Source organism: Monashia sp. HAY1-2A, assembly GCF_056755315.1.
In genome coordinates this window covers 1-246 of the sequence record NZ_JBNDHY010000642.1, presented here as the reverse complement: position 1 = coordinate 246, position 246 = coordinate 1, and the positions used below count along the sequence as shown (strand labels likewise).

The 246-nt window shown below is 43.1% G+C and carries 1 protein-coding gene; it reads left to right on the top strand.

From position 1 onward, the window contains the following. Window positions 1-26: 26 nt before the first annotated feature. A partial coding sequence (locus tag ACPYOM_RS23375) for a hypothetical protein (protein ID WP_481347805.1) occupies window positions 27-246 on the top strand: 220 nt, incomplete at its 3' end.

Sequence of the window (246 nt, the reverse complement as noted above, 5' to 3'; positions counted from 1 at the left end):
ATTATATGGGGCTTTCGCGTATGACAATGGCTTCAACGCTGAATTTTCTTACGGTGGATTCTCCTATTTTTACGTGGCCGCTGATCGACAATTCAGACCAGTTCGCGCGTCAGCTGGGCATGTTTGCCAAAGGAAAATATGGGAAACTGGAATACCGTTTCAGTTTAAATAAACCTTTCGCTACAGACCTTGTTCCTGCAAATGTTACAGATCCATCAAAAGCAGTAGCCGTAGACAATAATGGAA